Below are 25,170 nucleotides of genomic sequence, written 5' to 3'. Positions count from 1 at the left end.
AGAGGGGAACAGTCCATGCCTCGGCCTCGCCTGCGTCAGTTCGCGCCTGTTGTGCTGTCGGTGATCCTCACGACGGTCCCGCTTGCGGCATGCGCGTACGACGGCACTGCCAAGCCCTCGCCTTCAGCCGGCACTGACGACACGAACCGCATAGGTACGCCGGATCGAACGGACGCCGCCTTCAAGGAGATAGAGCGGTCGTTCAAGGCACGGCTCGGGGTGTACGCGGTGGATACCGGCACCGGCCGGGAAGTGGCCTACCGGGATGAGGAACGGTTTGCGTACGCCTCCACCATCAAGGCGCTGCTCGCCGGGGTGGTGCTCCGCGAGCGGAACCTGGACGGGATGCAGAAGCGCGTCGCCTACTCCAAGAGCGATCTGATGCCGCACTCCCCTCAGACCGAGCAGCATGTGACCGACGGCATGACCCTGGCCGAGTTGAGTGCCGCAGCCATGCATCACAGCGACAACACCGCAGCCAACCTGCTCTTCGATGAGATCGGCGGCCCCGGCGCACTGCAGCGCGCGCTCAGGCAGGCCGGTGACCAGGTCACCCGCTCCGACCGTCGCGAGACCGATCTGAATAGCTGGGAGCCTGGCGAGGAACGTGACACCAGCACGCCGCGGGCACTCGCCGAGTCTCTGCGCGCCTTCACTCTCGGCGACGAACTCGACGAACCCGAGCGCGAGCAGCTGGTCCGGTGGTTGAAGACGAACCCCTCCGGAGCAGAGCTCATCCGCAAGGGGATGCCCAGAGACTGGCAGGTCGGTGACAAGAGCGGCGGTGGCGGCCTGTTCGGCGCCCGCAACGACATTGCGGTGATCTGGCGTCCGGACGCCTCACCGATCGTCGTGGCCGTGATGTCCAACCGCCGCACATCGACTGCCGAATACGACGACAAGCTGATCGCCGAGGCCGCATCCGTGGTGGCCTCGCATCTGCGCTGAGGATCCGCCGGGCGCGTGGGCGATGTACAACTAGGCAACGCTTCGTTGTACATAGAAGGTGTGTGCAGAGGAGGCGCCCATGTCGAAGTTCGTAGTCGATATCGATGATGACCTGCTGTCCGAAGCGGCGGACACGCTCGGTACCACCACCAAGTGGCCACGATCCGTGCAGTTCTGGAGGCGGAGATCAACCGCCGCGAGCGCCGCGACTTCGCCGCCGCCATCAAGAGCGGCGACATCGACCTGACCTACGACTCCCGCCGTGACGGCTTCCCCGCGACCACCAGCCACCAGCGCACGGATGCTGCGTGACGATCCGCCCCACCTATCTCATCGACAAGTCCGCACTGGAACGCTGGAACCGGCCCGCCGCCGAAGGCCGCCTCGACGAACTGTCCGACCAGGGCCTCCTCGCAGTGTGCGGGCCCACCGAGATGGAGATCCTTTACAGCGCCCGCGCCGCCGACGAGGCAGAGCGGCTCACGGACTGGATGAGCGCCTTCACCAAGCTCTACATGCCCGACGAAGTGTGGGACCGCGCCCAGGAGGTCCAGCGGAAGCGGACACCGCCCATCCTCTCCCGCCGCCTTCTACCGTCCCTGTCAGTCCTGAAGATTCCGGGGGAAGGACCCGTTACCGGGGTCGCCAGCGCACATGGTGAGGGCGGCCGTGAGGTGAGGCCCGTCTGGCGTCGTCCCCAGATGTCGAGCAGAGCGTAGGCGCGGGTGCCCGTCCGGGTCGCCGGGCCACGGGGCAGTGGGTGGGCTCGGGACCGTTTCAGGCGGAGTGGAGGGCGAGGGTGGGAGAGAGGCGGGAGGCGCGGATGGCGGGGTAGAGGCCGGCGACGGTGCCGATGACGAGGGTGGCGCCGAAACCTCCGATGACGGACCACAGGGGGATGACCCAGGGGATGTCGCTGCTGAGTGCGTACACGGCGGTGGCGGCGGCGCCCAGGACGATGCCGACGGTGCCGCCGAGGCCGGACAGCAGGAGGGATTCGGTCACGAACTGGCCTCTGATCTGGCCGCGGGTGGCGCCGATGGAGCGGCGCAGGCCGATCTCGAAGCGGCGCTCAAGCACGGAGATGATCATGGTGTTGGCGACGCCGACTCCGCCGACGAGGAGGGCGACGCCGCCCAGGCCCAGCAGCAGGCTGCTGAAGGCGCCTTCGGTGGCGGCCTTGGCCTTGAGGTTGGCCGACGGGTCGCTGACCTCGACGTTGCGGGGTGTCTGGGGGTCGACGGCCCGAGGGATGAGGGCGCGTACGGCGGTGACGGCTTGGTCGGCGGAGCGTTCGTAGACGGTGGTGGGGTGGCCGTCGAAGCCGAGGCGGCTGGTGGCGGTGTCCCAGCCGAGGAGTGCGGATCGGGCGATCTCGGGTGCCAGGGGCAGTTCATCGAGGATGCCGGTCACCGTGTGGTACTGCCCGGCGATGTAGACCTGCTGGCCGGGGCTGGTGATGCCCAGGCGCTGGGCGGCGACGTCGCCGAGTACGACGGCCGGGTACTTGCCGGTCGCGGCGTTCAGCCAGGTGCCGCTGCGCACGCTGCCCCGCAGGGTGGTCAGGAGGTCTTCGGTGGCGGCCTGGACGGTGATCCCGCCGGTGATGGATTCGTCGATCTTCTCGGAGCGGCGTACGGAGTGGTCGAGGGTGGCGGTGGCTCCCACGTGCTCGACGCCTTCGATGCGGGCAATGCGGCCGGCGGTGTCCTTGGCGAGGGGAATCTTCTCGCCGGTGAGCAGGTCCTCGCCGGGGGTGACGACGAGCATGTCGGTGCCGAGCCGGTCAAGTTCGGCGAGGAGTTTTTCCTTGCTGGAGGCGGAGATGCCGACCACGGCGATCATGGTGGCGATGCCGATGGCGATGCCGAGCGCGGAAAGCACGATCCGCATGGGGCGGGAGCGCATCCCGGCCGCGCCGGTGTGCAGGACGTCCCTGGGTGTCAAACGGGCCGGTTTGAGGCCGGGGCGGTGACGGCGCTTGCTCACCGGAGGTCACCTCCCACGGGGAGTTCCTGGGCGGGGCCGCTGCCCGGCGCGGTGTCCTGGGCGATGAGACCGTCGCGGATGCGGACCTGGCGGGGCAGCTGGGCGGCGATGTCCATGTCGTGGGTGATGACGGCGATGGTGGCGCCCTCCTGGTTGAGGTCGTGGATGAGGCGCATGACCGCTTCGCCGGAGGCGGAGTCCAGTGCGCCGGTCGGTTCGTCGGCCAGCAGCAGGTCGGGCTCGCCGACGATAGCGCGGGCGATCGCGACGCGCTGCTTCTGTCCGCCGGACAGTTCGTGCGGTTTGTGCCGTACCCGCTCCCCCAGGCCGACCCGTTCGAGTGCGGTGGCGGCACGGCGCCGGCGTTCGGCACGCGGCAGGCCGGTGTAGAGCAGGCCCTCGGCGACGTTGTCGAGGGCAGTGATCCCGGCGACGAGGTGGAAGGCTTGGAAGACGAAGCCGATGTGCTGGGCGCGCAGGGCGGACAGCTTGCGGTCGGTGAGGGTCGCGGTGTCGTGTCCGGCGATGGTGACAGTGCCGGCGGTGGGCTGGTCGAGGGTGCCGACGATGTGGAGCAGAGTGGACTTGCCCGATCCCGAGGGCCCGACAATGGCCAGGAGTTCGCCCCGTGCGATGGTCAGGTCGATGCCGCGCAGAGCAGCGACGCCTCCGGGATACTCCTTGGTCACCTTCGACAGCCGCACCACCGGCTCCACCACCGCGGTGGTGGAGTGGAGGGGTGTGGTGGCGGTCATGCGGAGGCCACCCCGACCTTCATACCAGCGGCCAGGTCCTTCCCGGAGATCTCGACCCTGCCCTGGGCGAACATGCCGAGGGTCACCTTCACCTCGCGGGTGCGCTTCCCTTCGACGACCTGGACTCCGAAGGAGCCGTCGGGCAGGGCGAGCAGGGCGCTGACGGGCACGCTCAGCACGTTCTTGCGCGTCTGGCCGGTGAGTTTGACGGTGGCGGGGGACTTGTCGATGCCGTCGACCTTGTCGGGGTCGTCGAAGGTGACGGTCACCGCGACCCTGGGGGTCTTGTCGCCCGGGTCGTCACCGGTCGTGGCGGTGGCGCCGACCGAGGCGACGGTGCCCGGCGCGGTCGTGCCGTCGGGCAGCTCGATGCGCACCTTGGTGCCTTCCTCGGCCAGGGCGGCCTCGGACACCTTCACCCTGAGTTCCACGACGCGCTCGGAGCTCGTCGTGGTCAGCACCTGCTGGCCGGGCCCGACGCGGTCCGCGACGGCTGCGTTCGCCGCCTGGATCCGTACCGAACCGGGGGCGAACGCGATCTGCCCGGGCCCGATCCGGCCGGTCTGCTTCAGCCCGTGCTTCTTCTGCCATCGCCTGACCGCTTCCTCGGTGCCCGCGGTGAACTCCTCGTCGTCCGCCAGGGCCGGGTTGTGGCCGAGCTCGCGCAGGTTCCGCTTCAGCTGCCGCACGTCCCTGCCCTTGTCACCGCGCTTCAGCTCCCGGTACATGGGCTCCGCCCCGTACATCAGCCGCACCTCGTGGCCGTCGAGGGCGTACAGCTTCCCATCCCTGGCGACCTTGGATCCGCTGCCGGTGATCCAGGTCAGGGTGCCGGAGGCGCCGGCGTTCAGTTTTCGCTCGCGGGAGTAGCCGAGGGTGCCGTCCACGCTGGTGGCGGAGACCAGATCACCCCGGGCGACGGTCGCGGTGCTGCGGGGCACGCCGGTGTTCTTGGCCGTGTTCTCGTCGGACGCGGGCGTGCCCAGCTCGGTGACGGCGACGCCGCCGCCCGCGATCGTGGCCACCGCGACCGCGGCCCAGACGAGGGCGGTGCGCCGCCTCACGCCGCACACTCGTTCAGCGCGGCGAGGAACTTCTCCGGGGCGGCGCCGTCAGGGATCTTGAAGCCGCTGCTCGACCCCTGCGCACCGGGCTTGGGGTCGGGCATGTCGAAGCCCTTGCCGCGGACGCACTCGGCGATCTTCACCTGCTGGTCGAGGTTCTGCTGCTGCTCCGCGCTGCCGCCGTCACCGGCCTCCGGGCCGGAGCCGCAGTCGGTCAACGCCTTGTTCCACTTCTCCGGCGACACTCCGTCCGGCTGGGTCAGCGGCTGCGCGTACGGGTTGGCGCCCGCCTCCAGGTCCGGCACGTCTATGTCCTTGCCCCGCAGGCACTTGCGCAGCGCCTGCGCCTTGTCCATGGCCTCGGTGTCCGTCCCCGCGCCGCCGGAGCCGCCGGCGGAGCTGCTGGACGACTCCTTCGCCCCGCCGCCGTCGGACGAACAGCCGGTCGTCAGCAGCGCCAGGCCCGCCAGGCCCGTGGCCAGCGCCAGAGTAAGCCGGTGATTCCTCATCGCTTCCGTCCCTTTCTCCAAGTCCCAGGGCGCCGGACACGCTCGCCCAGGGAACCGCGAGTGCCGCGGCCTGGACAGCAGCGTCACCCAAGGGGCTGTTTCACTTCTCTTACAGATCACCGGGCCCGACAGCCGTGGCCGTAACAGCAGTGAAAGGCCGGAGCAAGGTAGAACAAGAAGCATGCGTGTACTGGTGGTGGAGGACGAGGCGTTCCTGGCCGAGATGATCGCCAGGGGCCTCGGCCGTGACGCGATCACGGTCGACGTCACCCTGGACGGGGTGAGCGGGCTGCGCAAACTACAGCTCGGCGACTACGACGTCCTCATCCTGGACCGGGACCTGCCGCGACTCCACGGCGACGAGGTCTGCCGCCGCGTGGTCGCCCAGGGCCTGCGGACGAGGATCCTGATGCTCACCGCCTCCGGCACCGTCCGTGAACGCGTCGAGGGCCTGGGACTGGGCGCGGACGACTACCTGACCAAGCCCTTCGCCTACGACGAGCTCCTCGCCCGCGTCCTCGCCCTCGGCCGTCGCTCCCAGCCGGCCCTCCCTCCACTCCTCCAGCGTGCCGGCATCACCCTGGACATCCCTCGCCGGCAAGCAAGCCGCAACGGCCGCGTGCTGAACCTCAGCCGCAGGGAGTTCGCCGTCCTGGAATCCCTCATGCGCGCCGACGGCACCGTTCTCAGCGGCGAGGACCTCATCGAACAGGTCTGGGACGAAAACGTCGGCTACGACACCAACCCCGTCCGCGTCACCCTCAGCCGCCTGCGGACCAAGCTCGGCGCCCCACCCGTCATCGAAACCGTTCCCGGCGCCGGCTACCGCATCGCCGAGAACCCCCGGCCCACCGAGACGGACCGATGAGCCCCTGGCCCCTTCCGCTAACCGAGCGGGGCCGCCTCACCGCCCTGTACGGAGGGTTGCTGCTCCTGGCGGGCCTGATCATGCTCGGTGTCATCTACCTGCTGGTCCAGGCCGGACTCGACCACCGCATCAGCGAGGCAGCCACCGCTGGCCACCCGCGGGACGTACGACTCCCACAGCCTTCCGCGACACAGCAGAGTCTCCCGCCCGTCATCCCGTCCGAAGAAGCCGGCGAGTTCGCCCAGACCAAAACAGTCCAGGCCATCACGGACGCCACACTGAGCCGGCTGCTGACCGTCTCCGCCATCACCTTCACTGTCTTCGCCGTCGGCTCGGTGATCCTCGCCTGGTGGATGGCGGGCCGGGTCCTTCGCCCACTGGGCCGGATCACCGCGACCGCCCGCAGACTCTCCGGCCAGAACCTCCACCAGCGCATCGCCCTCAGCGGGCCACCCGGAGAGCTGAAAGAACTGGCCGACACCTTCGACCAGATGCTGGAACGCCTCGAACACCTCGTCACCGCCCAGCAGCGGTTCGCCGCCAACGCCGCCCACGAACTCCGCACCCCCCTCGCCGTCCAGCGCGCAGCCGCCGAGATCGGACTCGCCGACCCCGGCCCCGACGACATTCTGTGGATCCGGCAACGCCTCATCGACGCCGCCCACCACAGCGAGCAGCTCATCGACTCACTGCTCCTGCTCGTCACCACCGACCAGGGACTCGAGCACAGCGAACCCGTACCCCTGGAACAGACCACGGCAAGCGTCGCGGCCGACCTCGGCGAGGAAGCCCGCGAACGCAGCGTCACCGTCACCACCACCACCGAACCCACCACCGTGGACGGCGACCCCGTGCTCCTGGCCCACCTCGTCCGCAACCTGCTGAACAACGCCCTGCGCTACAACCACCCCGGCGGCACCGTCACCATCCGCCTCGCCGACCGCACCCTGACCGTCGCCAACACCGGCCCCCTCGTCCCGCCCGACACCGCGCCCCTCCTCTTCCAGCCCTTCCGTCGCACCGGCGAACGCACCCACACCCCCGCTGAGGGCACCGGACTTGGCCTGTCCATCGTCGCCTCCATCGCCCACGCCCACCACGCCCGAGCCAACGCCCAGGCCAACCCCGCCGGCGGCCTCACCCTCACCGTCCACTTCCCTCACTGACCATGCTGATCTTGAGCGGTCCAGGGGCAACGCGCCCTCAGCTGGCGCCAAGATCGATCAACAAGAACCAGTGACATCGAGAAGGCGGCCGGTGTGCTGCGCGCCGGCGGTCTGGTGGCTCTCCCGACCGAGACCGTCTACGGCCTGGGCGCCAACGCCGAGGACCCCGCCGCCGTCTCGCGCATCTTCCAGGTCAAGGGACGGCCGCCTTCCCACCCGCTGATCGTCCACATCGGCGGCGCCGAGCACCTGGCCGACTGGGTCGAGGACCTGCCCGCGACGGCCCGCCTGCTGGCCGAACGCTTCTGGCCGGGGCCTCTCACGCTGGTCCTGCGGCGTGGTCGCCGGGTGCCCCTGGAGGCGACCGGCGGCCTGGAAACGGTGGCCGTGCGCGTGCCCGACCACCCCCTGGCGCTCGCGCTGCTGTCGGCCTTCGGCGGCGGTGTCACGGCGCCGTCCGCCAACCGCTTCGGCTCGGTGAGCCCCACGACCGCGGACGACGTGCGTGCCGAGCTCGGTGACGCCGTCGATTTCGTGCTGGACGGCGGCCCCTGCGAGGTGGGCGTCGAGTCGACCATCGTCGACGTCACCGGCGAGCTCCCGACCGTCCTGCGGCCCGGCGGGGTGACGCGCGAGGACCTCGAAGCGGTGCTGGGGTACCCGCTCGCGGTCCCCGCGACCAGCCGCGTCCGGGTGCCGGGCCAGCATCCGTCGCACTACGCGCCGCGTGCGCGGGTCGTCCTGGTCGAGCCGGAGAAGGTCGCCGGTGAAGCGAAGATGGCGCAAGAGCAGGGACATCAGGTGGGCGTCCTCCTTCCTGCCGCCTTCGCCGGCGTTGCGGTGAAGGCGCACGTGGTGGTGCAGGTCCCTGGTTCGACGGCCGCCTACGCACGCGGGCTGTACGGTTTCCCGCGTCAACTCGACCAGCAGGGCTGCGACCTCATCATCGCTTCCTTGCCGGTGGAGGAGGGGCTGGGGCTGGCGATCGCCAACCGGCTCCGCCGCGCCGCGGGGCCCCGCATCACCGTGTGACCAGCACCAGCTCCGTGCCCTGCTGCTCCCGGAGGCGGGGACCCTACGCTCTCCTCCGACCGGGACAAGTCACCCTGGAGGAGCCTCGGTCGCGGCGGTCAGGACGCGGGAGCGTTCGAGCAGCAGGTCCACGGTGTTCCCGATGTGCTCGGCCAGGATCCAGGCGCAGCGCCCCGCCCGAAGCCGGCGGGCTCGTCGACAGCCCCTCCCCGGGTTCAGTTCAGCCAGATCTCCCAGACCGCCCGCAGTGGGTCGTCGGCCACACCGGGCTCGGAGCCGTACAGCATGGTGGTGCGCAGCGCGCTCGTGTAGCGCGGCCAGGCACAGCCTGGGTCGAGGTCGGTCACGAAGGACACCCAGGCGCCGTGCATCGCATCGGCGAGGTCCTGCGGGGGCTGCTCGCCGAGGGCGGCGGTGACACCGGGCGCGGCGAGGAGGTCGAAGGCGAACGGGACATCGGTGCAGTGGTACGCCAGGCCCGAGACGCCGGGCGCCGTGCCCGTCCAGCCGAATTCGTACAGCCACGTCGGCGCCGCACTACGGGCGCGTCCCTCGGCGATGCGGAGGGCCGGTGCGCGGAAGGTGAGGTCGGTCACGGCCTGTCCCATAAGGGTGGCCGGGGCGCCGCCCGCCGGGGTGTCGTACAGGTCGAGGAATCGCCGGGTGCGTTCCTCGTCGAGGCCGAGGCCGGCGAGCAGTGCGCGGACGTCGGCGTTCGTCGCGCCAGGCCGTGGCATGCCGGTGAACTCGTGTGCCGTGAAGCCGGCGAGAAGCGGAACGCCCCCGCCGGAGCCGCCTTCGGCGAGCGCCTCGGGAACGGGCTGCGGGACGAGCCTGCCGTCGGCGAACGGGGCGAGGGCCAGCATCGGCAGGCCGTCGCGGTCCGGCCCCGGTGCGCTCAGCAGGTCCTGGTAGCCGAGCAGTTCCTCATCGGTGCGCTCCCGCAGCGCGGCCGCGGTCGCGGGGATCCCCGTGCGGGCGGTGAACAGCCGGCTGACGGCCTCACCGCTCTCGCGTCCCTGCGGGGTCATCACGGCACCCGACATCGAGATCGCGCCGCGGAACAGGCCGCGCGCCCCCGGCGTCGCCAGCAGAGTCTGCACGGCGCCGCCGCCCGCCGACTGGCCGGCGACGGTGACCTTGCGCGGGTCGCCGCCGAAGGCCGTGATGTTCTCCTGGACCCATTCGAGGGCGGCGATCCAGTCGAGTACGCCACGGTTGTCGGGCGCGTCCGGCAGGTGCAGGAAGCCTTCGACGCCCAGCCGGTAGCCGATGGTCACGACCACGACTCCGTCGCGGTTGAAGGCGGACCCGTCGTACCAGGGGCTGGCCGCGCTGCCGGCGAGGAAGCCGCCGCCGTGGATCCACACCAGGACGGGAAGCGCCGCGCCGGGCGCCGGATCGGGGGTGAAGACGTTGAGGTTCAGGGTATCGGCGCCCGGGATGCTCGGCTCGGGGATGGTCGTGACCTCGAACAGAGGCCGGCGCTGCGCGGTCGGCCCGTACGCGGTCGCCTCGCGCGTCTCGCTCCAGGGCCCCGGCGGCACGGGGGCGGCGAACCGCAGCTCCCCGACAGGCGGTTCGGCATACGGGATGCCCAGGAAACGCACGCTGTCGCCGTGCCGTTCCCCGCGGACCGGTCCGGCACTTGTGCGGACGACAGGATGGGGCGACGTGGTCATGGGGCGGGCCTCCGGACGGTTGTGCGGGTGGTGAAGCGGTCGGGTGCGGTCGGGCGCGGCATGCGTGCGGGTGCGGGGGGGGAAGCCGTCCGCGAACCTCCATGTCAGGGTGGCGGTTCGCGGACGGCGATCGGGGTCAGGAACGCGGAGCGCGGTGCTCCACGTACCACTGGAGCCGGGCCAGGTCACGCCGTCCTGCGCCGCTCGTGCGCACTCCGTAGGTGCGGTCGGCGGTGACGGGCGCGACGGTGATGTGGCCCCGGTCGAGCAGCGCGGTGGAGTCCGCGTTCCTGACGGTCTCGGTGCAGTCGCTGGTGGGCTTGTGGTCGCAGATGCCGAAGGTGATGTCGTACAGCGTGCCGTCCCGCTCCTCCGGCTCGCGGGCTTCATAGGCGTGCCAGACGACCTTGCCGTGGCCCACGCTCGTCCACACCGGCGGCTTGGCCCGCTGTCCTGCGCTCACGTCCGGGTAGTCGACCTTGAGGGCGAACCGGTCGGTGAACAGGTCCCGTTCGCGCAGTCCGGCGATGAATCCGGCGGCGAACTGTGCGTGGGCGCGGTAGTTGGCGACAGGGAAGTGGAACTGGGTCTCGTCGCCGGAGGAGGAGAACGCGAGGGCGGGGACGCCTTCGTCGAGGGCCGAGAGCGCGGCGCCGACCGTGCCGGAGTCGTTGACCTGGGCACTGACGTTAGGACCCGAGTTGATGCCTGTGACGACGAGGTCGGGTCCGTTCTTCCAGCCCGCCTTGTCCGCGAGGCCTCCGCGCAGCGCGAACTTGACGGTGTCGGCCGGGGTGGCGCCGGGTGAGTCGGCGCCGCAGGGGCTGGTGGCGAGGCAGATGCCGTAGACCGGCGATCCGGAGGGCGTGCCCGAGCAGTCGTTCCCGTAATCCGCGGGCAGTGCGGTGCGGCGTGTGAGGGAGAGGGTGCCGCCGTTGGTGACGGCGGTTCCCTTGCCGGATTGCACCTGCCAGGGTGCGAGGGTGACGACGTCCGCGCCCGCCTCGCACAGGCCCTTGCGCAGCTCGTAGAGGCCGAGGCCGTCGGAGCCCGAGGATCTGGCGGCCTGCATCGAGTCGTCGTTGGTGAGCAGGACACGCATCCCCGCGAGCGGGCGCTGTGCGGTGGTGTCCCGTACGTTCTGCGCCGTCTCCGGTGCGGCGGACGCGGTGCTGCCCGTGCAGGCGAGTGCGAGTGCGAGGGCGGTTGCGGCGGTGAGCAGGGTGCGGGCGGCTGGGCGGCGCGGGCGGTTCATGGCGGAGAATCCCCTTGTCTGCTGCGGAATCGACGTCGTGCGGGGCGAGAGTTCGAGGACGGGCGCTCAGAGGACGAGCCCTGCCCCGTACGGGAAGAGCGGATCGTCGGTGGAGTTCGGCACGTCGCTGGGCGCGGCCCCGACGGCGGCCATGGAGCGGGGCAGTTCGTACGGCAGCCGGCCCTCGGGCCGTGCGCGGCCGAAGACCACGTCGAGCAGGGCGGCGTCGCTCGCCCCGTAGTCGGCCACCACGGCGGCGGCACGTTCGGCGATCTCCGGGATGACGGCGGGCCGTTCGAGGTGCTGCAGCACCACGGTGGGCACGGCGTCGAGCACGGCGAGCACGGGCTTGAGCTCGTCCTCGGTGAAGTTCAGGCGCCCGGTGCGGAACAGCGCCTCGAACTTGTTGGTGCGCTGCTCGTGCGGCGTGTGCAGCCGGATCAGGGCCAGGTCGGCCTCGGCGGGCTCGGACACCAGCTCCCCGTACCGGGACGCGACTACTTCGTCGAGACCCTCCACGTACAGCTGCGGCCGCTTGGGTGCCACGGGGAGCGTGGCGTCGCGGTTGACGAGGACGGTGAGCGAGCGGCGCTGGGCGGCGTCGCCGGCGGCGCGGAACTCGCTGTGTCCGACGACCGTTTCGGCGAGGTCGGGGTCGACGTACGGTTCGTCGAAGAGGCCGAGCACGAACTTCTCGCGCAGCAGTCTGCGCACGGAGGCGTCGATGCGCTCCTCGGGAATCCGGCCGGAGCGGACGAGTTCCACGATCACGTCGGGGCAGGCCTCGCCGCCGAACTGGTCGGCGCCCGCGTCCAGGGCCTTGTTCGCGCGCTCGGTGACGGGGAGGTGCTCCACGCCCCAGGCGCGTGCCCGGTGCATCTCGCCGAAGATGGGCTGGTCGGTGAGCAGGCCCCAGTCGGTGCACACGATGCCCTCGAAGCCGAGCCGTTCGCGCAACAGGCCGGTGATGACGCCCTTGTTGAAGCCGAAGCCGACCTCTTCCCAGTCCGTTCCGATGGGCTGTCCGTAGTACGGCATCATCTGCGAGGCGCCCGCGGCGATGGCGGCCTTGAACGGCTCCAGGTGGACCTCGCGCATGCCGCCCGGGTAGATCTGCTCCTTGCCATGCGGGAAGTGCGGGTCTTCGCCGTCCTTCTGCGGGCCTCCCCCGGGGAAGTGCTTGACCATCGTGGCTACGCTGTCGGCACCGAGTTCCTCGCCCTGGAAGCCGCGGATGTACGCGCTCGCCAGCTCGCTCGTCAACGTGGCGTCCGAGCCGAAGGTGCCCGACTGGCGCGCCCAGCGGGGCTCGGTGGCGAGGTCGATCTGCGGGTGCAGGGCCACGCGCAGGCCCACGGCCAGGTACTCGCGGCGGGCCGTGTCAGCAAAGCGGTATACGAGTTCGGGGTCGCGTACGGCGGCCAGGCCGGTCGGCTCGGGCCAGGCGGAAAAGGCGCCCGCACTGAACGAGGCGCCGATGTTGGTGGTGAAGGAGTGGCGCGGGTCGGTGGACACGGTGACCGGGATGCCCAGCCGGGTGGCGGCGGCCAGTTCCTGGACCCGGTTGTGCCACTCGGCCATCTGCCGCGCGCCCGCGCCGCCGAGGAGGTTGAAGTGGGTCAGCTGCTGCGTGCCGATCAGCCCGGAGGTGTCGGCGGCGACCATGGCCGTGGTGTCGCCCTCCTCGACCGTCCGGCCGTCCTCGTGCAGGGGCAGCACGGTGTGGAAGAGCTGGCCCGCCTTCTCCTCAAGGGTCATCCGGGCCAGGAGGTCGGCGACGCGTTCGTCCACGGGCAGGGCGGGGTTCTGGTAGGGGTGACCGTCGTTGCGGGGTGCGGGGTTCACGGTAGGTGCTCCAGGTAAGGCGTACGGGAGGCGACGCGTTCGGCGTGGGTGGCGGACCCGGGTCGGGCGACTCAGCGCACGCCGCGGATCGGGGCGACGGACAGTGCTCCGAAGACCGTGATCACCGCTCCGGTGACGAACAGGCCGTTGTATCCGCCGAGGTGGGCGACGGCGACGGAGGCGAGGAACGGGCCGATGATCTGCGGGCCCGCGTTGGCGATGTTGAGGACTCCCATGTCGCGGGCCGCGTCGTCGGCGCTCGGCAGGACCAGGGTGACCAGAGCCGTGTCCACCGCCATGAAGCAGCCGAAGGACAGGCCGGTGACGGCGGCGAAGGCCAGCATCCCGGTCCAGGTTCCGGCGAACACCGGAACCGCCATGCCGGCGGCGGTCAGGACGCAGCTGACGGCGATGAAGGGCTTGCGCCGGCCGATCCGGTCCGAGAGCACTCCGCCCACGACCGTGGCGAGCAGCATGCACACGGCGTTGACCGGGGACAGGATCGCCATGGCCTCGGCGGGCTCCAGCCCTGCCGGCAGGCTGATGTGGTCCTGCACGATGTACAGCTGGAACAGTGCGACCGAGAAGTAGCCCAGCATCATCAGGAACCGGCCGATGAACGCCCACCGGAAGTCGGGCGCTTTCATGGCCGCGCCGAAGGCCGCGAACTGCCGGGCGAGCGGCACGGACTCGACGGCGGGCAGCTTCTGTTCCCGTGCGAGGGCGGTGAACAGCAGCGCGGTGAGGGCGATCACCGCGCCGAGTGCGAGATAGCCGGTGTGCACGGCGCCGGGCACGAAGGAGGCGGCGAGCGTGACGCCCGCGATCACACCCAGCGGGGTACCGACGCCGACCATCGCGGAGGCCAGACCACGGCGTTCGGCCGGTACGCGGTCGGGGACGACGGCGGTGATGGCGGCCTGGTAGACGTTCATCATCGCCTGCACCAGACACCAGCCGATGGTGACGAGCAGCAGCGAGCGCATCGCGCCGAGCAGCGCCAGAGCCCCCAGGGCGGCAAGACCACCGCCCAGGATCCAGGGGTTGCGGCGCCGCGAGCGGTCTGACATCAGGCCGGCGAGCGGGTTGAAGAGCGTCGCGAAGATCGCCGAGATCCCCGACGCCAGGCCGAGGTTGGCCACCTTGTCCGCCGGGTCGAGCGCCTCGATCTGCACGGGCAGCAGCACCTGGCCCACGCCCATGTACACCATGAACATGGCGGTGTGCCCGAGTGCGAGAAGCGTCAGGAGCCTGCGGAGCCCGCCGCCCGAAGGCGGGGCCCCGGACGGGGCGGACTGCGGCGGCGCTGCGGCGGCAGACGGGTGCGGGGCCGGGGATTGCGGGGATGGACTGCTGGTTCCGGCGGGACTCATGACCGGACCTCCTCATGCGGCGAAGAGAGGTGAGGCGGCGGGGTGGGGGACGCGCACCGCCGTGGCTCGCAGAAGAGAACCATGAAAACCGAGTATCAAGTAGGTTTTAGAAATGTGACCTGCATCACTCACGCCTGCGGCAAGATCGGTCGCCGGTTAGGGTGCTGCCCATGGACCGGTCGGAGCGCGCAGCCATGCCCGCGGCGGAGAAGACGCACACGGCGCCGCCGGAAACACCGCAGACGTCGGCACAGCCGGCGGACAAGCGGGCCGCGCAGGACCCCGCGCCGAAGAAGCGCGCCGCGAAGAAGCCCGCGCCGCGCGGTCCGTACGCCGTGGGCGACGAGCGCCGCCGCCGCATCCTGGACACGGCCGTGGAGCACTTCTCCCAGTGGGGCTTCCACGCCTCATCCCTGGCCCGGATCGCCAAGGACGTCGGCGTGACCCAGGGCGGCCTCCTGCACCACTTCCGCAGCAAGGAGGACCTGCTCGTCTCGGTGCTCGAGCGAAGCGAGGAGCACGACATCGAGCGGTTCTTCACCACCGGGTTCACCTCGGCCGCGGACTGCCTGCTCCGCCTGTGCGACCTCATGGCACACAACAGCGAACGTCCGGGCCGCACGCGGATGTTCAACATCCTGATCGGCGAGGCCTCCGATCCGGGACACCCCGCGCACGCGTTCTTCACGCGCCGCTACGACCGGGTCGCGGACCAGCTCGCCCAGGCCCTGGCCGACGGGGTCGGGCGGGGCGAACTGCGCTCGGACACCGACTGCGCGGGCCTGGCACGCGAGGTGCTCGCCGCCATGGACGGCATCCAGATCCAGTGGGCGCTGACGCCCGACACGGTGGACATGCGCGAGCGACTGCGCACCTACCTCGACCGCCTCTACCGGTTCCTCTCCCCCACCGGCGCGAGCCTGCCGCCCCGCACGGACTGACACCCCCTCCGCTCCGGAGCCCCGCACCCGCCCCCGTTCCGCACACCCGCACCGGGGCGATTCCGCACGTCCGATCCCTCTGCGCGCCGCATGCGCAGCCCTTGCGCGGCCCTCCGACGACGCCGCGCGCTCCGCACTCCGGTCATCGCCGATCACGAATACCTAGCACTTACTCGGTTTTCGTGCATACGATGCGCGTGGCGGCATCCGGACCACACGCTCCACTGCGCCGCCCCGACCTCCCGCCACCACCTGGAGTTGACGCATGACGAGCGACGCCCGGCACCTCGACATCCCCGCCCTGCTCACCGCACTCACCCTGGAGGAGAAGGCCGCGCTGCTCGACGGCGCGGACTTCTGGCACACCCAGTCCAACGAACGCCTCGGCATCCCCTCCGTGTCGGTCTCGGACGGGCCGCACGGCCTGCGCAAACAGCCCGAGACCGGCGACCACCTGGGCCTGTTCGACAGCGTCCCCGCCACCTGCTTCCCGCCCGCCGCCGGCCTCGCGTCCAGCTGGGACATCGAGCTCCTCGGCCGGGTCGGCGCGGCGCTCGGCCGCGAGTGCCGGTCCGAGCACGTCTCGGTGCTGCTCGGGCCCGGCATCAACATGAAGCGCACACCGCTGTGCGGCCGCAACTTCGAGTACTTCTCCGAGGACCCGCACCTCGCGGGCGAGCTCGGCGCGGCCTGGATCAACGGTCTGCAGAGCCAGGGGGTCGGCGCCTCCCTCAAGCACTTCGCGGCCAACAACCAGGAAACGGAGCGTATGACCGTGTCCGCCGAGGTCGGCGAGCGCACGCTGCGCGAGATCTACCTCGCGGCCTTCGAGACCGCGGTCGCCAAGTCGCAGCCGTGGACCGTGATGTCCTCGTACAACAAGCTGAACGGCACGTACACCTCGGAGCACCGTGAGCTGCTCACCGACATCCTGCGCGGCGAATGGGCCTTCGAGGGCCTGGTCGTCTCCGACTGGGGCGGCGTCAACCACCGCCCCGCCTCGGTCGCCGCGGGCAATGACCTGGAGATGCCCTCGTCCAGCGGGGCCGGTGCGCGGCTGATCACCGACGCGGTGCACGCCGGTGAACTCGACGAGGCCGACGTGGACTTGGCCGTCACCCGCCTGCTGACCCTCGTCGGCCGCGCGCTGCCCGCGCTCGCCGCCGACGACGCCGGCCGGCCCTTCGATGCGGCCGCCCACCACGCTCTCGCCCGCGAAGCGGCCACCGCGAGCGCCGTGCTCCTCAAGAACGAGGGAGAGTTGCTGCCGCTCGACCCGGCCGCCGGCGGCACGGTCGCCGTGATCGGCGAGTTCGCCCGCAGTCCGCGCTACCAGGGCACCGGTTCCTCGCAGGTCAACCCGACCCGGCTCGACAACGCGCTCGACGCCCTGCATACCGCGCTGCACGGCCGCCGCGAAGTCTCCTTCGCCCCGGGGTACGTCGTCGAGTCCGAGGAGGCCGACCCCGAGCTGGTCGATGAGGCCGTGCGCACCGCCGCCGAAGCCGACGTGGCCGTCGTCTTCCTGGGTCTGCCCACGAGCTACGAGTCCGAGGGCTTCGACCGCGCGCACATGGACCTGCCCGCGCAGCAGATCGCGCTGCTGCACGCGGTCGCCGACGCCAACCCGCGTGTCGCCGTAGTGTTGTCCAACGGCTCCGCCGTCACACTCACCCCCTGGCAGGACCGCGCGCAAGCGGTCCTGGAGACGTGGCTGCTCGGCCAGGCCGGCGGTTCGGCCGTCGCCGACCTGCTGACCGGCGCGGCCACGCCGTCCGGCAAACTCGCCGAGACCCTGCCCGTCCGCCTCGCGGACACTCCGGCGCTGACCTCGTTCCCCGGCGACGGCGGCAAGGTCCGGTACGCCGAGGGTCTGTTCATCGGCTACCGCTGGTACGACGCGCGACGCCTGGAGGTGTCCTACCCGTTCGGCCACGGCTTGTCGTACACGGCCTTCGCGTACAGCGGTCTGGAGGTCACGGTCCGGCAGGACGGCGCGGACCCGCAGGTCGACGTCACCTTCATGGTGACCAACACGGGTGAGCGGACCGGCACCGAGACGGTCCAGCTCTACGTCACGGACCACGAGGCGTCCGTCCAGCGCCCCGAGCAGGAGCTGCGCGCCTTCACGCGGGTCACCCTCGCGCCGGGCCGGAGCGCTCCCGTCACGCTGACGCTCGGCCCGCGCGCCTTCGCGTTCTGGCACGAGAGCGCCTACCGCTGGGTCGTCGAGGGCGGCGCCTTCGGTCTCCGCGTCGGCGCGTCCTCCCGGGACATACGCCTAAAGGCCACGGTCGAGCTCTCGGGCGACGGGTTCACCGTGCCGCTCACCGCCGACGCCTCGGCGGAGCGCTGGCTCGCGCATCCGACGGCCGGAGCATGGCTGCGCGAGGCGCTGGGCACGGCAGGGTTCGGCGCGATGCTCACCGACCCGCGCAACGGACCGATGATGCGCGCGATCCCGCTCTCCCGCCTTGCCCGGTTCCCCGGATTCCCCGTCGGCGAGGAGCAAATCGCGCAGGCGGTACGGAAGTACGCCACGGCCTGACCTCTGCGTGCGGTCCGCGTCGGCCCACGGGGCGGCGTGGGCAGGCGGCGCTGCGCCGTATGCGCGCTCGGGTCGCGTGGTGCGGGTCAGGCTGCGGGTGCGTCATCGGCGAGGCCGACGGCGGCGCCGACGTCGTCGCTGTCGGCCGCGCTGAGGACAGCTTCCAGCAGGCGGGGGAAGCGGGCGTCGAGGTCGTCGCGACGCAGTTCGACGAAGCAGCGGGTGCCCTCCTGCCGGGTGCGGGTGATGCCCGCGTCGCGCAGCACCCGCAGGTGGTGGCTGAGGGTGGACTTGGCCACCGGGGCGCGCAGTTCACTCCATCCGCGTTCGCGGCCATCGGCCAGGACGCGCACCAGGCCGAGGCGAATGGGATCGCTGAGCGCTCCCACCACTGCGATGAGAGTGATCTCGTCCCGTTCTGGGTGCCGCGCCTGCCTCATGGCGACCATGCTACGTTAACGTTCGTCGTTCTATGAACATCGAATATCGAATGAGGAGTCTCATGGCCGCCCCGCTCCCCGCAGACCCCACCGGACAGGTCGTCATCGTCACCGGCGCAGGATCCGGCATCGGCCGTGCCACCGCGCGCGCCTTCGCCGACGCCGGAGCCCACGTGCTGGGCGTCGGACGCCGCGAGAACGCGCTGGAGGAGACCGCCGCCGGCCACCCCGGCATCGCCGCTCATCCGGCTGACCTGCGCGCCCCGGACACGCCTCAGCAGGTAGTAGACGCCGCGGTCGAACGGTGGGGCCGGCTGGACGTGCTCGTCAACAACGCCGGCGCCACGAAAGTGATGCCGCTGGCCGACACCACCGCCGCGGGCATTGCCGCGCTGTTCGACCTCAATGTCACCGCGCCGAGTCTGCTGTCGCAGGCCGCCCTGCCGCACCTGCGCCGCAGCCGCGGTGCGATCGTGAACGTCTCCAGCACCTACGGCCACCGGCCGCTGCCCGGTGGCGCCCACTACGCCGCCTCCAAAGCCGCCCTGGAACAACTCACCCGCAGCTGGGCGATGGAACTCGCAGGCGACGGCATACGCGTCAATGCCCTGGCTCCGGGGCCGACGGAGAGCCAGGCCCTGGCCGCCGCCGGGCTGCCCGAGACGGTCATCGAGCAGATCAAGCAGGAGGAGACCGGCCGTATCCCCCTCGGCCGCCGCGGCCAGCCGCACGAGGTCGCCACCTGGATCCTGCGCCTGGCCGACCCCGCCACCACCTGGCTCACCGGCCAGGTCCTCACCATCGACGGCGGCCTGGAGCTCACCTAGCGCGCCGGGCGGTGCGAGCGTCGCGGGCTGCCCGGGTCCGGCATGGCGCACCGGGCCCGGGCGGGTGGCCGCGTCAGAGCGAGAGGGTCCAGGTGTCGAGAGCCCCTGTGTCGTACCAGGCGGTGTCCTGGATACGGAGCGACCATGTGCCGTTGGCGGCCTCGCCGGACAGGTCGGCCGTGTAGGTCTCGTGGATGTCGTCGGCGCTGTCCCCGCCGCTGGCGCTCTTCAGGGGATAGACGGTGCCGTCGGGGGCGATCAGGTCGACGACGAGGTCGCCGCGCCAGGTGTGCTCGACGTGGACCTCGACGGTACTGGCGTCCGACGCGTTGCCGGTGCAGCCCGAGATCTCGATGCCGCTGGTGACGGCCGGGCCGTTGTCGGGGATGGCGACGTTCGTCCCGTTGGTGGCGCTGCACTCCGAGGGCGGGGGTGTGGTGCCGCCCCCGTAGGGGTTCTCGGCGTGCTCCGCCGCGTAGACCAGCATGGGCTTGACCTGGTTCCAGAACGTGTTCTGGCAGGAGTAGCTGGGGTGGAAACCGCCGCAGGAGCCGCCGGAGGGGCCGATCTCCCAGGTGAAGCTGGGTACGCCGAGGTCGTCGTAGGCCCAGTCGTCGTGGGTGCCGCTGGCGTTGTAGAGGATCTCGCCGGGCTGTCCGTACTGCCAGCCGCCCGCCAGGTTCGCCATGTCCTTGGCCATGGTGCGCAGCGCGGCGTCGTTGCCGGTGTCGACGGAGGAGTTGAATCCCCAGGGGAACAGCACCATGTTGGAGTAGCTGTGCAGGGTGACGAACATGCCCTGAGTGTCGGCGTCGGCGGGGGCGCTGTCGCCGGTGGGGCGGGTGTCGGGGAACAGGTCGCGGTAGAGGGCGTGGAGTGCTTGGGTCTCGGTCTCGGAGTCCGCGGAGGGGCCCTTGTAGACCTTGGAGCACGGGTTGGAGCTGGTGCCGGCGCCGCCCCAGTGGCTGCTGTTGTTGCGGTTGAGGTCGATGCCCTCGCCGCCGTAGGAGCCTTCGGAACATCCGTTGCTGTGGCTGTGGTCGGCGTTCTTGCGGTGCCACTGCTGCTGACTGGGTCCGCCCATGAAGCCCTGCTGGACCATGTCGACGCCGTCGGGGTTGCCGATCGGCACGACCCAGATCTCCCGGTCGTCCAGGATCCCGGTGGCCGTGGGGTCGGTGCCGTAGCCGTCGGTGAGGTAGTCGATCCAGCGGTAGGCCATCTCGCCGGTGCTCAGCTCACGGGCGTGGACCTGGGCCTGGACGAGGAGCCGTGGCTTGGCGGAGTCCGGGTTCAGCTGGCAGTCGCCGGACTGCTTCTTGGTGAGGCAGATGGCTTTGAGGTCGTAGCCATTCGGCCTGCCGGTGGCCTTGCGCCAGGAGTCGCCGACGTCGAAGACGGTGGCCAGGCCGGGGTGGTCGGAGGCGACCTGGTCCAGGTGGGCGTACTGGGCGTTCACGGTGCGGTAGCCGCCGTAGTAGGTCTCCTCGGCGACCTTCGCGGTCAGCCGCGGGGCCTGGCCGCTGCGCTTGGGCGGTTCCCAGGGGGCTGGTCTCAGCCGCTGCTCGACGGTGGCCTCCAGTCCGGCGGCTCTGAGGTCCTTGGCGGTGTCGGCGTCGCCGAGGACGAACAGGTCGTCGCCTTCGCGGTCTTCGATCAGGTCGAAGCCGGCGAGTCTGCTGTCCGCCGCGTGTGCGCCGTCGTGGACGCGGTAGACGTAGGCGCGTTCGTCTTGCGCTGATGCGGGGCTGTCGGGTGGCGGGGCGGCGGCACCGTAGCCGGTGCCGACTGCCAGCGTGGCCGTCGTGGCGGCCGCGACCAGCCAGAAGGTCTTTTTCCTGCGCACGTGAACCTCATTCAGTGGGGGTAGCGGTTGGTTACCGCCGTATGACGAGGAGGTGCCTGGCGACCGAAGTCATGTACATGATTAGCCAGAGGTGCCGGATCTGTGAATGCGCCTGAGCTTTCAATTCCGGGCATTGTCCGATTCCGATGCCGCCCAATCGGTATAGAACGGGGTGAAATTCGCTCTTGGCGGTGGCTTGAGGCCGACCTGTAGTACGGCGGCCGCGCCCGGCGGCCCCGTCGACGTCGGTCATCCAGATCGTCCGTGTCTCGTGGGCCGCCGTTCCGCTCGTGGGCCGCCGTTCCGCGGCCCACGAGGGCGGTCACCGATAGGTTGCCGCGATGGCGGTGAGGTCGTCGTCGGTGTGTCCGGTGGCGTCGGATCGCTGGTAGCCGGTCAGCGCGGTGTGGGTCATCGGCGTTTCGGCGCCGAGTCGTTCGGCGAGTGCGGTCAGGTAGCGCAGGTCTTTGGCGGCGAGCCGGACGGGGAAGTTCGGTGTGAAGTCGCCGGCGGTCATGGCTCCGATCGCGCGGGCGGCGGCTGGGCTGGTCACCGGCAGGCCGGTCAGGACGCGGGCTGATTCCGCGGGGTCGAGGCCGGCCCGGCGGGCGACGCCGAGCAGTTCGGCCGTGGCGGCGACCTGGGTGGCCAGGGACGCGTTCACGATGAGCTTCAGGGCTGCTGCGCTGCTGTGGTCGCCGACATGGTGGATCCGCGCCGCGCTGTCTTCCAGTACCCCGCGGGCGTCTGCCAGAACCTCAGGCGGGCCGCCGGTCAGGTGAACCAACGCACGTGCTTCGGCCTGGGGGCGGGATCCGATCATCGGCGCCTCCAGGAATCTCAGTCCGGCCTGCCCGGCCGCCGCGGCCAACTTCCGGACCCAGCCTGGGGAGAGGGTGCTGGCCTCGATGGCCAGGGTGTCCCGCGGCGCGCCGGCCAGCACCCCTGTGCGCGGGTCGAGCCACACGGTCTCGGAGGCGTCGTCGTCGGTGACGGTGACGAGTACGACATCGGCCCGAGCGGCGGCGTCCGCCGGGGACGCCGCGGCGGTCGCGCCGGCGGCGGCGAGCTGCCGCACCGGTTCGGGGGACCTGTTGGCCACGACCACCGGATAGCCGCTGGCGCACAGGTTGTGCGCCAGGCGGGCGCCCATGGCGCCCAGTCCGATCACCGCGACGCACGGCAGGGCCGTCTTCACTGGCCCTCCCCGGAGAACGCCCGCTCGAAGCCCTTGGGGTCGGTCCGCCACAGCGCCGACATCTCCTCGGAGGTGGGGTCGGGGAAGATGTCGGTGTGCCCGGCCTCGACACCGTCCACGATGGCGTCCGCGACCGTCCGCGGCTTGGCCTTCGGCACATCGTCGAACCCGGCGAGCATGTCGGTGTCGATGCCGCCGGGGTACACGCCGTGCACCGCGATGCCGCGTGGACGCAAGCCCGGGCGGATGGCCTGGGTGAAGGAGTGCAGCGCGGCTTTGGAGGCGGCGTAACCGGCCATGGGCGGTGTGCTGGCCAGGGCGAGCAGCGACAGCACATTGACGATGGCCCCGCCGCCGGCGCGCTCGATGACCGGGGTGAAGGCACGGATGAGGTCGACGGCGCCGGTGTAGTTGGTGGCCATCTCCGCCGCCAGCTTGTCGCGGTCGGCGGCGAACGGGTCGGCGAAGTGCGCCGCGCTCGCGTTGTTGACCAGCAGCGTCACGTCGGGCGCCTGCGCGACGGCGGCGCTGATGTCGTCGGGTGAGGTGAGATCGAGCCGGAGCGGGATCACCCTGTCCTGTGCGGTTGCGGCCAGGGAACCGGTGTCCCGAGCGGCCGCGTACACGCGCCGCGCGCCCTGCTCCAGCAGGGCGTCGACCAGGGCGCGGCCCAGGCCGCGGTTCGAACCGGTCACCAGCGCGACTGAGTTATTGATGTCCATGCCTGGACGTTAGAAAGCCCAGCTGTTATCCGTCCAATATGGATCTATGGTCCTGTGATTTGTCTCGCTGATCACGGCTGGTGAGGTCGAGGATCATCTCGCGCAGCAACGCCGCGCCCGGATGGTCGCTGCCCGTCAGGCGGGCCGGTCCGGTCACCAAACTGGGCGCAGTCCCGGCCAATGGCCGGAACACGACCCCGGAGCGGGTGAGGCTGCGTGCGACGGACCGCGCCACGAAGGCCACGCCCATCTCCGCGGCCACCATGGCCAGGATGGTCTGGAGCCCGGTGGCTTCATGCGCGACACGAGGGGCGAATCCGGCGGTCACGCAGGCGTCGGTGTACCGGTCGTAGGTCTGCGGCTCCAGCTCGCGCGGGAACAGCACGAATCCGTCCTCGGCCAGGTCGGGGAGCGCGATCGTGTCCTCGCCCGCCAGCCGGTGCCCGCACGGCAGAGCGACACCGACCGGTTCCTCAAGCACCGGCGTGGTCTCCAGGCCGCTGCCCGGATCCACCGGCAGGTGCACCAGGCCCAAGTCCAGCTGTCCCAGCTGCAACAGCCGCACCTGATCGGCGCTCTTGTGCTCCGCCACGCGCACCTGCAAGGCCGGGTAGCGTCCTCGCGCCGCGCGCAGGACCGTCGGCAGCAGGCTGTACAACGCCGTGCCCACGAACCCCACGCGAACCGTCGCCAGTTCCCCCCGCGCCACCCGCCCGCCGTCGTCCACCACCCGGTGTGCTTCCCCCAGCAGCCGGCGAGCGCCGGCGAGCAGTACCTCCCCGGCGGGGGTCAGCCGCACGCCGCGGCGATTCCGCGCCAGCACTTGATATCCCAGGGCGTTCTCCAGTGCCTTGACCCGATAGCTCAGACCCGGCTGGCTCAGGTGCAGCCGAGCCGCCGCACGGCCGAAGTGCAGTTCCTCAGCCACCACCGCGAACAACCGCAGGTCCCCGAAACCGACCGCGAGCTTCCCGTCATCGAACTCCGGCATCTCCGCCAGCCCTCTCGTCCCGCCGTACGAACCAGGGGTTCGTACGGCCCATGTGTCCCAAGCCTCGGTGCAGTCTCCCGATGCGTCCCGCGTAGGCCGCTTCGTTTGTCTGTCATATCCCTGGCCGGGGCCGCAGGCTGGAGCGGCGTACGACGAGTTCGGGCTGGAGCACGACCCGGCGGTGTTCGTGCGGTGTGGCGGTGTCCTCCGTTTCGGTTTCCTCCAGGAGGAGTTCCGCGGCCAGGGCGCCCATGGCGACCGCGGGTTGCCGTACGGAGGTGAGGGGGACGGCCGCGGCGGCGGCGAACTCGATGTCGTCGTAGCCGACGATCGCGAGGTCGTCGGGGACGCTTTTTCCGGCGTCGTACATGGCCTGGAGGACGCCGAGGGCGAGCAGGTCGTTGGCGCAGAAGACGGCGGTCGGGCGGTCGGCGAGGCCCAGCAGACGGGCTCCCGCGTCGCGGCCGGCGGCGACGTCGAGACGCTCGGTGGGCAGTTCGCGCAGGGCGCCGGCGCCGAGTCCGGTGTCGGCGAGGGCGGTGCGAGCTCCGGTGCGGCGGTCGCGTACCTGGTGGAGGTCGCGCGGTCCGCTGACGTAGGCGATCGAGCGGTGTCCGGACTCGATCAGGTGGCGTAGGGCGAGTGCGCCGCCGGTGACGTCGTCGACGGAGACCGAGCACTCCGAGCCGCCTTCGGCGACCCGGTCGACGAGGACGAAGGGGATCCGGTGGCGGCGGAACTCCTCGATCGTCTGGCCGGTGGCGTCGGCCGGGGTGAGCAGTACGCCGCGTACGCGTTGTTCGGCGAAGAGGGCCAGGTATTCGGCCTCTTCGGCTGGGCTCTGGGCGCTGTTGCACACCATGACGCCGAGCCCCGCGGCGCGCGCCGCGCGTTCCGCGCCGCGCGCGATGTCGACGAAGAACGGGTTGCCCATGTCGAGGACGAGCAGGCCCATCATGCGGCTGCGGCCCGCGCGCAGCTGTCGGGCCGACTCGCTGCGGACGTAGCCGAGGCGGTCGATCTCGGCCTGGACGCGGGCCAGGGTCTGTGGGGAGACGGACTCCGGTCGGTTGATCACGTTCGATACCGTGCCCACGGCCACGCCGGCGGCGCGCGCGATGTCCTTGATACCCACTGGCCGGGCCATGGGGCTGAGACCTCCTGGTGTGTG

At 71.0% G+C, this 25,170-nt stretch carries 23 protein-coding genes; 9 read left to right on the top strand and 14 right to left on the bottom strand.

The genetic code is table 11. The features are described 5' to 3' along the window. The first annotated feature begins 15 nt into the window (after window positions 1–15). The 3 genes from bla (at window position 16) to ACX6XY_RS22805 (ending at window position 1,667) form a co-directional block, all read left to right on the top strand. Complete coding sequence (gene bla / locus ACX6XY_RS22815; RefSeq protein WP_460333807.1) at window positions 16–948, top strand: class A beta-lactamase; 933 nt, start codon at window positions 16–18, stop codon at window positions 946–948. A 153-nt stretch (window positions 949–1,101) separates the two neighbouring features. Further along, window positions 1,102–1,260, top strand: coding sequence for a hypothetical protein (locus ACX6XY_RS22810; RefSeq protein WP_460333804.1), 159 nt, complete (start codon window positions 1,102–1,104; stop codon window positions 1,258–1,260). After that, window positions 1,257–1,667: a PIN domain-containing protein gene (locus ACX6XY_RS22805; protein WP_460333801.1), complete on the top strand. Its 411-nt coding sequence runs from the start codon at window positions 1,257–1,259 to the stop codon at window positions 1,665–1,667. Before ACX6XY_RS22810 ends, ACX6XY_RS22805 begins: the two co-directional genes overlap by 4 nt. A gap of 58 nt (window positions 1,668–1,725) precedes the next feature. Here ACX6XY_RS22805 and ACX6XY_RS22800 read toward each other — a convergent pair whose 3' ends face one another. The 4 genes from ACX6XY_RS22800 to ACX6XY_RS22785 are packed head-to-tail and all read right to left on the bottom strand — an operon-like array spanning window position 1,726 to window position 5,265. Next, a complete protein-coding gene (locus ACX6XY_RS22800; protein WP_460333798.1) occupies window positions 1,726–2,937 on the bottom strand; it encodes an ABC transporter permease in 1,212 nt (403 codons plus the stop codon). Further along, the gene (locus ACX6XY_RS22795; RefSeq protein WP_460333795.1) at window positions 2,934–3,692 is read right to left on the bottom strand and encodes an ABC transporter ATP-binding protein; all 759 of its coding nucleotides are present in this window, start codon (window positions 3,690–3,692) and stop codon (window positions 2,934–2,936) included. Before ACX6XY_RS22795 ends, ACX6XY_RS22800 begins: the two co-directional genes overlap by 4 nt. Continuing rightward, window positions 3,689–4,756 (bottom strand): peptidoglycan-binding protein, encoded by a 1,068-nt coding sequence (locus ACX6XY_RS22790; protein ID WP_460333792.1) that lies wholly within the window; start codon window positions 4,754–4,756, stop codon window positions 3,689–3,691. The genes ACX6XY_RS22795 and ACX6XY_RS22790 overlap by 4 nt, the downstream gene beginning before the upstream one ends. Further along, window positions 4,753–5,265 carry a hypothetical protein gene (locus ACX6XY_RS22785; RefSeq protein WP_460333789.1) on the bottom strand — a complete coding sequence of 171 codons (513 nt, stop codon included), beginning with the start codon at window positions 5,263–5,265 and terminating at the stop codon, window positions 4,753–4,755. The genes ACX6XY_RS22790 and ACX6XY_RS22785 overlap by 4 nt, the downstream gene beginning before the upstream one ends. Window positions 5,266–5,446: 181 nt before the next feature. Between ACX6XY_RS22785 and ACX6XY_RS22780 the strand changes: the two genes are divergently transcribed. The 3 genes from ACX6XY_RS22780 to ACX6XY_RS22770 all read left to right on the top strand — a co-directional run bounded on the left by ACX6XY_RS22780 (window position 5,447) and on the right by ACX6XY_RS22770 (window position 8,331). Continuing rightward, on the top strand, window positions 5,447–6,133 hold the full coding sequence (locus ACX6XY_RS22780; RefSeq protein ID WP_460333786.1) for a response regulator transcription factor: 687 nt from the start codon (window positions 5,447–5,449) through the stop codon (window positions 6,131–6,133). Beyond that, window positions 6,130–7,299, top strand: a complete 1,170-nt coding sequence (locus ACX6XY_RS22775; protein ID WP_460333783.1) for a sensor histidine kinase — start codon at window positions 6,130–6,132, stop codon at window positions 7,297–7,299. Before ACX6XY_RS22780 ends, ACX6XY_RS22775 begins: the two co-directional genes overlap by 4 nt. 75 nt (window positions 7,300–7,374) lie before the next feature. Then, a complete protein-coding gene (locus ACX6XY_RS22770; protein ID WP_460333844.1) occupies window positions 7,375–8,331 on the top strand; it encodes an L-threonylcarbamoyladenylate synthase in 957 nt (318 codons plus the stop codon). A gap of 215 nt (window positions 8,332–8,546) precedes the next feature. Here ACX6XY_RS22770 and ACX6XY_RS22765 read toward each other — a convergent pair whose 3' ends face one another. From ACX6XY_RS22765 to ACX6XY_RS22750, 4 genes are all read right to left on the bottom strand, one after another. Continuing rightward, complete coding sequence (locus tag ACX6XY_RS22765; protein ID WP_460333780.1) at window positions 8,547–10,013, bottom strand: carboxylesterase/lipase family protein; 1,467 nt, start codon at window positions 10,011–10,013, stop codon at window positions 8,547–8,549. Window positions 10,014–10,149: 136 nt separating this feature from the next. Further along, a complete protein-coding gene (surE, locus tag ACX6XY_RS22760; protein ID WP_460333777.1) occupies window positions 10,150–11,268 on the bottom strand; it encodes a 5'/3'-nucleotidase SurE in 1,119 nt (372 codons plus the stop codon). Between the two features lie 66 nt (window positions 11,269–11,334). Next, entirely contained in the window at window positions 11,335–13,026 is a 1,692-nt protein-coding gene (locus ACX6XY_RS22755) for a glycoside hydrolase family 3 protein (protein WP_460333841.1), read from the bottom strand. 158 nt (window positions 13,027–13,184) lie between these two features. Next, window positions 13,185–14,486, bottom strand: coding sequence for an MFS transporter (locus ACX6XY_RS22750; RefSeq protein ID WP_460333774.1), 1,302 nt, complete (start codon window positions 14,484–14,486; stop codon window positions 13,185–13,187). A gap of 170 nt (window positions 14,487–14,656) precedes the next feature. On the opposite strand from ACX6XY_RS22750, the gene ACX6XY_RS22745 reads away from it, so the two are divergent. Both ACX6XY_RS22745 and ACX6XY_RS22740 read left to right on the top strand, forming a co-directional pair. Beyond that, window positions 14,657–15,427, top strand: a complete 771-nt coding sequence (locus tag ACX6XY_RS22745; RefSeq protein ID WP_460333771.1) for a TetR/AcrR family transcriptional regulator — start codon at window positions 14,657–14,659, stop codon at window positions 15,425–15,427. A 265-nt stretch (window positions 15,428–15,692) separates the two neighbouring features. Further along, window positions 15,693–17,975 carry a beta-glucosidase family protein gene (locus ACX6XY_RS22740; RefSeq protein ID WP_460333768.1) on the top strand — a complete coding sequence of 761 codons (2,283 nt, stop codon included), beginning with the start codon at window positions 15,693–15,695 and terminating at the stop codon, window positions 17,973–17,975. Between the two features lie 86 nt (window positions 17,976–18,061). Here the strand turns inward: ACX6XY_RS22740 and ACX6XY_RS22735 are convergent, their stop codons facing one another. Beyond that, window positions 18,062–18,415 (bottom strand): ArsR/SmtB family transcription factor, encoded by a 354-nt coding sequence (locus tag ACX6XY_RS22735; RefSeq protein ID WP_460333765.1) that lies wholly within the window; start codon window positions 18,413–18,415, stop codon window positions 18,062–18,064. Window positions 18,416–18,477: 62 nt separating this feature from the next. Here ACX6XY_RS22735 and ACX6XY_RS22730 point away from each other — a divergent pair, with 62 nt between their 5' ends. Next, the gene (locus ACX6XY_RS22730; RefSeq protein WP_460333762.1) at window positions 18,478–19,242 is read left to right on the top strand and encodes an SDR family NAD(P)-dependent oxidoreductase; all 765 of its coding nucleotides are present in this window, start codon (window positions 18,478–18,480) and stop codon (window positions 19,240–19,242) included. A gap of 73 nt (window positions 19,243–19,315) precedes the next feature. On the opposite strand, the gene ACX6XY_RS22725 is transcribed toward ACX6XY_RS22730, so the two are convergent. The 5 genes from ACX6XY_RS22725 to ACX6XY_RS22705 form a co-directional block, all read right to left on the bottom strand. Beyond that, window positions 19,316–21,088 carry a M14 family zinc carboxypeptidase gene (locus ACX6XY_RS22725; RefSeq protein ID WP_460333760.1) on the bottom strand — a complete coding sequence of 591 codons (1,773 nt, stop codon included), beginning with the start codon at window positions 21,086–21,088 and terminating at the stop codon, window positions 19,316–19,318. A 322-nt stretch (window positions 21,089–21,410) separates the two neighbouring features. After that, a complete protein-coding gene (locus ACX6XY_RS22720; RefSeq protein WP_460333757.1) occupies window positions 21,411–22,286 on the bottom strand; it encodes an NAD(P)-dependent oxidoreductase in 876 nt (291 codons plus the stop codon). Next, window positions 22,283–23,008, bottom strand: coding sequence for an SDR family oxidoreductase (locus ACX6XY_RS22715; protein WP_460333754.1), 726 nt, complete (start codon window positions 23,006–23,008; stop codon window positions 22,283–22,285). The genes ACX6XY_RS22720 and ACX6XY_RS22715 overlap by 4 nt, the downstream gene beginning before the upstream one ends. 25 nt (window positions 23,009–23,033) lie before the next feature. Then, window positions 23,034–23,999, bottom strand: coding sequence for a LysR substrate-binding domain-containing protein (locus ACX6XY_RS22710; RefSeq protein ID WP_460333751.1), 966 nt, complete (start codon window positions 23,997–23,999; stop codon window positions 23,034–23,036). A 112-nt stretch (window positions 24,000–24,111) separates the two neighbouring features. Continuing rightward, a complete protein-coding gene (locus ACX6XY_RS22705) occupies window positions 24,112–25,146 on the bottom strand; it encodes a LacI family DNA-binding transcriptional regulator (RefSeq protein ID WP_460333748.1) in 1,035 nt (344 codons plus the stop codon). Window positions 25,147–25,170: the final 24 nt, after the last annotated feature.

Source organism: Streptomyces sp. O3 (genome assembly GCF_054788135.1).
The sequence above is the reverse complement of the archived record's forward strand: the minus strand, read 5'-3'. Positions and strand labels throughout refer to the sequence as shown.

Bases quoted from the DNA above. Each gene is read 5' to 3' on its own strand.
- bla (WP_460333807.1), top strand. From the start codon at position 16: ATGCCTCGGCCTCGCCTGCGTCAGTTCGCGCCTGTTGTGCTGTCGGTG.
- ACX6XY_RS22795 (WP_460333795.1), bottom strand. From the start codon at position 3,692: ATGACCGCCACCACACCCCTCCACTCCACCACCGCGGTGGTGGAGCCG.
- ACX6XY_RS22785 (WP_460333789.1), bottom strand. From the start codon at position 5,265: ATGAGGAATCACCGGCTTACTCTGGCGCTGGCCACGGGCCTGGCGGGC.
- ACX6XY_RS22780 (WP_460333786.1), top strand. From the start codon at position 5,447: ATGCGTGTACTGGTGGTGGAGGACGAGGCGTTCCTGGCCGAGATGATC.
- ACX6XY_RS22775 (WP_460333783.1), top strand. From the start codon at position 6,130: ATGAGCCCCTGGCCCCTTCCGCTAACCGAGCGGGGCCGCCTCACCGCC.
- ACX6XY_RS22765 (WP_460333780.1), bottom strand. From the start codon at position 10,013: ATGACCACGTCGCCCCATCCTGTCGTCCGCACAAGTGCCGGACCGGTC.
- surE (WP_460333777.1), bottom strand. From the start codon at position 11,268: ATGAACCGCCCGCGCCGCCCAGCCGCCCGCACCCTGCTCACCGCCGCA.
- ACX6XY_RS22755 (WP_460333841.1), bottom strand. From the start codon at position 13,026: ATGACCCTTGAGGAGAAGGCGGGCCAGCTCTTCCACACCGTGCTGCCC.
- ACX6XY_RS22750 (WP_460333774.1), bottom strand. From the start codon at position 14,486: ATGAGTCCCGCCGGAACCAGCAGTCCATCCCCGCAATCCCCGGCCCCG.
- ACX6XY_RS22745 (WP_460333771.1), top strand. From the start codon at position 14,657: ATGGACCGGTCGGAGCGCGCAGCCATGCCCGCGGCGGAGAAGACGCAC.
- ACX6XY_RS22740 (WP_460333768.1), top strand. From the start codon at position 15,693: ATGACGAGCGACGCCCGGCACCTCGACATCCCCGCCCTGCTCACCGCA.
- ACX6XY_RS22735 (WP_460333765.1), bottom strand. From the start codon at position 18,415: ATGAGGCAGGCGCGGCACCCAGAACGGGACGAGATCACTCTCATCGCA.
- ACX6XY_RS22730 (WP_460333762.1), top strand. From the start codon at position 18,478: ATGGCCGCCCCGCTCCCCGCAGACCCCACCGGACAGGTCGTCATCGTC.
- ACX6XY_RS22715 (WP_460333754.1), bottom strand. From the start codon at position 23,008: ATGGACATCAATAACTCAGTCGCGCTGGTGACCGGTTCGAACCGCGGC.
- ACX6XY_RS22710 (WP_460333751.1), bottom strand. From the start codon at position 23,999: ATGCCGGAGTTCGATGACGGGAAGCTCGCGGTCGGTTTCGGGGACCTG.
- ACX6XY_RS22705 (WP_460333748.1), bottom strand. From the start codon at position 25,146: ATGGCCCGGCCAGTGGGTATCAAGGACATCGCGCGCGCCGCCGGCGTG.